Source organism: Mycolicibacter icosiumassiliensis, from assembly GCF_900078685.2.
In the GTDB taxonomy this organism is placed as follows: Bacteria; Actinomycetota; Actinomycetes; order Mycobacteriales; family Mycobacteriaceae; genus Mycobacterium; species Mycobacterium icosiumassiliensis.
In genome coordinates this window covers 1-4,936 of record NZ_LT546169.1, presented here as the reverse complement: position 1 = coordinate 4,936, position 4,936 = coordinate 1, and the positions used below count along the sequence as shown (strand labels likewise).

General features: G+C 68.4%; 5 protein-coding genes and 1 pseudogene. All 6 read right to left on the bottom strand.

Annotated elements, in window-relative coordinates:
* Positions 1-1,917: sensor histidine kinase (locus BN4346_RS42555; protein WP_235653774.1), on the bottom strand; the 1,917-nt coding region annotated here is incomplete at its 3' end.
* A gap of 28 nt (positions 1,918-1,945) precedes the next feature.
* Positions 1,946-3,103 carry a PPE family protein gene (locus BN4346_RS42550; RefSeq protein ID WP_078058807.1) on the bottom strand — a complete coding sequence of 386 codons (1,158 nt, stop codon included), beginning with the start codon at positions 3,101-3,103 and terminating at the stop codon, positions 1,946-1,948.
* Positions 3,104-3,142: 39 nt separating this feature from the next.
* Positions 3,143-3,952, bottom strand: a complete 810-nt coding sequence (locus tag BN4346_RS49780; RefSeq protein WP_067976008.1) for a PE family protein — start codon at positions 3,950-3,952, stop codon at positions 3,143-3,145.
* Positions 3,953-4,082: 130 nt separating this feature from the next.
* The gene (locus tag BN4346_RS42540) at positions 4,083-4,367 is read right to left on the bottom strand and encodes a WXG100 family type VII secretion target (protein WP_067976004.1); all 285 of its coding nucleotides are present in this window, start codon (positions 4,365-4,367) and stop codon (positions 4,083-4,085) included.
* Between the two features lie 15 nt (positions 4,368-4,382).
* Positions 4,383-4,679 (bottom strand): WXG100 family type VII secretion target, encoded by a 297-nt coding sequence (locus tag BN4346_RS42535; protein ID WP_067976016.1) that lies wholly within the window; start codon positions 4,677-4,679, stop codon positions 4,383-4,385.
* A gap of 156 nt (positions 4,680-4,835) precedes the next feature.
* Positions 4,836-4,936, bottom strand: a pseudogene (locus tag BN4346_RS42530) (type VII secretion protein EsxI); the annotation flags it as partial.

Here is a 4,936-nt window from a genome sequence, read left to right as displayed (position 1 = left end):
GTCCACGTCGTCGGCGCGCAGACTCGACACCGCCGCTTTGGCCGCTGCCAGTGGAGTGCGCAGGTCGTGGCTGACCGCCGACAACAGGGACCGGCGCAGCTCGTCGGTCCGCATCACCGCGTCGGCCCGGCCGGCCTCGGCGGCCAGTTCCTCCTGACGGACCAGTCCGGCGGCTTGGCGAGCCACCACCGACAGCACCCGGCGGTCACGAGAGGCCAGCTGTCGGCCGGCCATCAGCATCCAGAATTCGTCGTCGCCGACATCGATCGCGGTGTCCGCCAGATCTACCGAGGTGCAGGGATTTTCACCGACCGAGGCGACGACTTCAGGCGTCGCGGCGCTGTTCGGGACGCGGACCAGGCTCACCGCCCGCTGCGCGTAGGTCTCGCGAACCCGCTCCAGCAGGGTGTCCAGGTCGGCGCCGCGTAGCACCGACCCGGCGAACAGCGTCATCAACTCGGCTTCGCGGGAGGCGCGGCCGGCTTCCCGGGTTCGTTTGGCCGCGCCGTCGACCAGGACCGCCACCGCGACGGCAACCAACAGCAGGACGACTTCGGTTACGGCCACGTCGTGTTCGGCGATGGTGAAATCACGTCGCGGAGCGAGCACGAAGTAGTTCAGTAACACCCCCGACAGCAACGCCGAGAGCACGGCCGGAGCGATACCGCCGAGCAGGGCCACCACCAGCACACCCACGAAAAACAGCGCGCTCTGGCCGGCGTCGAAGTAGCGGTCCAGCCAGCCCACGATGATGGCGCACATCAGGCACGGCACGATGACGGCGGCCAGCCAGGACGCTGCACGTCGCTCCCGCGGCGAGATCGCCACTCCCCGAAAACTTGGCTTGGCGTCCTCGTAGGTGACGATGTGCACGTCGATGTCGCCGGATTGCTGCACCACCGCCGCACCGACACCCTCGTCAAGGATGCGGGCCCAGCGGGAGCGGCGTGAACTGCCGATCACCAACTGGGTGGCGTTAACGTCACGCGAGAAGTCCAGCAGCGCAGCCGGTACGTCGTCGCCGATCACGGTGTGCAGCGAGGCGCCCAGGCTGATCGCCAGTTGGCGGATCTTGCCCACTCGGGGTGCCGGCGCACCAGAGAGCCCGTTGCCACCCAGGACATGCAGCACCAACAGGTCACCGCCGGCCTTTGACGCGATCCGCGAGGCCCGCCGGACCAGGGTCTCGGACTCCGGGCCACCGGTCACCGCGGCGACGATGCGTTCCCGCGCCTCCCAGGTCTCGGTGATCTTCTTGTCGGCGCGGTAGCGGGTGAGCGTCGCGTCCACCTGCCCGGCCAGCCACAGTAGCGCCAATTCTCTTAGGGCGGTGAGTGTCTCGCCGCGGAAGTAGTTGGCCAACGCCGCGTCGACCTTCTCCGGCGGATAGACGTTGCCATGGGATAACCTGCGGCGCAAAGCCTCCGGTGCGACGTCGATGAGTTCGATCTGCGCGGCTTGGCGCACGACCGCGTCGGGGACGGTGTCGTGCTGGGTGGTCCCGGTGATCTTGGCGACGACGTCGCTCAGACTCTCCAGCTGCTGCACGTTCACGGTCGAGACCACGGTGATCCCGGCGGCAAGCAACTCCTCGATGTCCTGCCAGCGCTTGGGATTACGGCTGCCCGCGGGGTTAGTGTGCGCCAGATCATCGACCAGGACCACTTCCGGGTGGCGGGTCAGCACCGCGTCGATATCGAGTTCCCCGCCGGGCTCGCCGACGATTTCGATGCCCTGCAACAGCTCCGCGGTCTTGCTGCGGCCGTGGGTCTCGACCGCGGCCGCAACCACATCGGTACCGCGGCCGGTGCGGCGGTGCGCTTCACCGAGCATCGCGTAGGTCTTGCCGACCCCGGGCGAGGCTCCGAGGTAGATGCGCAGTTCCCCGCGCTGGCCGCTCTGCTTCACGAGACTCACCAGACCATCATCGCGGCAACCGAGGGCGTCAGCCAGCGGCGACAGGCCGGGCCATCACAGTGGGTTTGACCCCGTATCGGGGGTTGCTGAGTCCGAGGCCGCCGCGCCCGGCAGCGGCTGCGGCCGGGATACCGGCCGGTATAGCGTTCACCGCGGCACCCTCTTCGGCGGCGTCGGCAACCCATTCGGAGGTGATCAGTGGCGCGGAACCGGCTTCGGCCGGTAGCGCACCCGGCCAGGATGCCGGTACCGACAGCCCGCCGACCGGGGCTGCCTGGGCGACATTCACCAGCACCGGCCGCCCGGCGGCGGCGCCGGCCGCGGCCGTCGGGGCCGGCGCGTCGACCAGGACGGTGTCGGCGATCAACCCTTCAGGGGCGTGGGCGCTTGCCAGACCGGCGGCGGCCGAGATGCCAGCGAACATGTTCCACGCGCCGACGTTGCCGATCGCACTGCCGTAGGTTTGGAATGCGTTCCAGATACCGATGTTCTGGGTCGAGTTGATGATGTCGCCGAGGCTGTTGGTGGCCTGCGAGGGCGAGGCGAGTCCTTGGACCGCGCTGGGCAGGCTGGACACCAGTTGTGACAGACCGGAATTGCTGCCCGCATTGGACGTGGTGGCCTGTGCCACCGCAGCCGCCTGGCCGGCGGTTCCGGCGGGATTGGTGGTTTCCACGGGCTGGTTGAGCGGATTCAGGACCCCGGCAAGCGCCGACGAGGCTGCGTAGCCATACATGGCGGCGGCGTCCTGGGCCCACATCTCGGCGTACTGCGCCTCGGTAGTGGCGATCGCTGCGGTGTTGACGCCCAGGAAATTCGATGCGACCAGGGCGGCCAGCTGCACCCGGTTGGCGGCGACCGCCGGCAGGGGAACGGTCATCGCGAACGCGGCTTGGTAGGCGGCCGCGGACGCGGTGGCCTGTGCCGCGGCGTGTTCGGCGGCGGCAGCGGTCTGGTTCAGCCACGCTACGAAGGGGGCGACGGCCGCAGCCATCGACGTCGAGGCCGGCCCGAGCCACTCCTCACTGGTCAGCGTGGTGATCACCGACTGATACGACGAGGCGGTGGTGGCCAATTCCGCGCCGATCCCGTTCCACGCGGCCGCGGCGGCCATCATCGGTGCAGCCCCGGAGCCGGCGTACATCAAGCCAGAGTTGATTTCAGGAGGTAGGGCGCCAAAGTCCATGTCTTCAAATCCTGTTGCTGGTGAGGTGTTTAGACGTGGCTATACGCCGGTGGCGCGGGGCGCCACCTTGGGCTTAACGCCGTAGCGCAACCGGCCGCCTGCGCGGCGGTCCTCCGAACCTGCCGCAGGAATGCCGGCGGGCACAGTGGACGCCTGCGGGTGCTCGGCGGCGGCGGTAGTCAGGCCGGCGAGCCGCGCGGCGGGCGCGGCCGCCGGCTCTGCGGGACCGGCCCAGCTGGGCGGGGCCGAAAGCTTGCCGGTCGCTGCCGACTGCCCGCCGGTGACCACCGACACCGGTGCGACATCCGAGCTGGCGTTGGTCAGTACCGCGGAGGGCAGGGCGTCGGCGGCAGTGGCACTGGCCAAGTGGCCCGGGGCCAGGAAGCCGGCGCTACCCAGCTGCAGCAGGTCAGATGCCGCGGACCCGAAGTTGCTCGCCTGCATGGCACCCGCGATGCCGCCGTTGGACAGCGCGGCGCTGAACAGGTTGTAGGGACCCGATGCTGACCCGGTCAGCAGGTTGATCAGGTCGGACAGCGGGGAGTCGGCCGCCCCGTTGCCGGTCGCGTTGGCCGCCTCGGTGGAGTCGTAGGACTCTGAGCTGGTGCGCAGGGTCTGGACGAACATCTCCTGGATCGCGGCGGCTTGCGCGCTGATCTGCTGGTAGAGAGTTCCGTAGGCGGAGAACTGAGTGGCCTGAAGTGCCGAAACCGCGTCCGCTGCGGCCGGTGCTACGCCGGTGGTCGGTGTCGCCGCCGCCGTGTTCTGCGCCGTCATCGCCGCACCGATCGTCTGCAGGTTATTGGCGGCCGCTGCGAGCGCCCCGGGCTGCGTGGTCACGAACGACATGACTTCTCCTGGTGGATGGCGGATTGACCGGCGGCCGAATGCACGGCTCCACTGTTTCCGGCAGACTGTGGCCAGACCACGGCATTTACGACTTCTTTACGGGTCGATCTGGATTATTGACGGTTTGCTTTCAGGCCCAGCTGGAGCCGACGGCGGAGTCGGTGTTGGCCATGTTGTTGCCGGCCGACTGCACCTTCTGACCGTGGGCGTTGGCCTGCTCGTAGATGACCTGGAAGTTCCGGCCGAGCTGGGTGATGAACTCCTGGCAGGCCACCGAGCCGGCGCCGCCCCAGAAGTCGCCGGCGGCCAGCACGTCGTGCACGATCGCCTGGTGTTCGGCCTCCAGGGCGGCGGCCTGGGCGCGGATCAACGCGCCGTGGGCGTCGACGTCGCCGAACTGGTAGTTGATGGACATGGCGCGGTTCTCCTTCTAGCTGCTCAGGATCTGCTGGGAGGCAGTTTCCTGCTGTTCGTACTGGTTGGCGTCGCGGATCAGGCCGTCGCGCACGCCGTGCAGCATGGTCACGATGTTGCGGAACGCGGTCTGCATCTGGCCCATGGTGTCGTAGGAGGTGCGCTCGGCCAGGCCACCCCAGCCGGAGCCGGAAATACTGGTCGAGGAGGCCCACATCCGGCGGGCCTCGTCCTCCACGGTCTGCGCGTGGGCGTCGAAACGGGCCGCGGTCGAACGCATGGCGTCCGGGTCGGTCATGAAACGTGTGGTCACCAGATCCACCGTGCCCCAACGGTGCTCGGTTAGCTGGTGCCCTTACGCGCTCTTAACGGAGCGGAATCGAACCTTGATGAGTCCTTGATACCTAGAAACGGCAAAACCCGACGCAGCCCCCTCTACTGCGTCGGGTTTCCCCAGTCTTGGCTGCCGTTAGGCCCAGCTGGAGCCGACGGAGGCGTCGGTGTTGGCCATGTTGTTGCCGGCCGACTGCACCTTCTGGCCGTGACTGTTGGCCTGCTCGTAGATCACCG

What these genes read in the sequence shown, in the direction of transcription:
- BN4346_RS42550 (WP_078058807.1), bottom strand. Translation starts at nt 3,103, where the DNA reads ATGGACTTTGGCGCCCTACCTCCTGAAATCAACTCTGGCTTGATGTAC.
- BN4346_RS42540 (WP_067976004.1), bottom strand. Translation starts at nt 4,367, where the DNA reads ATGTCCATCAACTACCAGTTCGGCGACGTCGACGCCCACGGCGCGTTG.
- BN4346_RS49780 (WP_067976008.1), bottom strand. Translation starts at nt 3,952, where the DNA reads ATGTCGTTCGTGACCACGCAGCCCGGGGCGCTCGCAGCGGCCGCCAAT.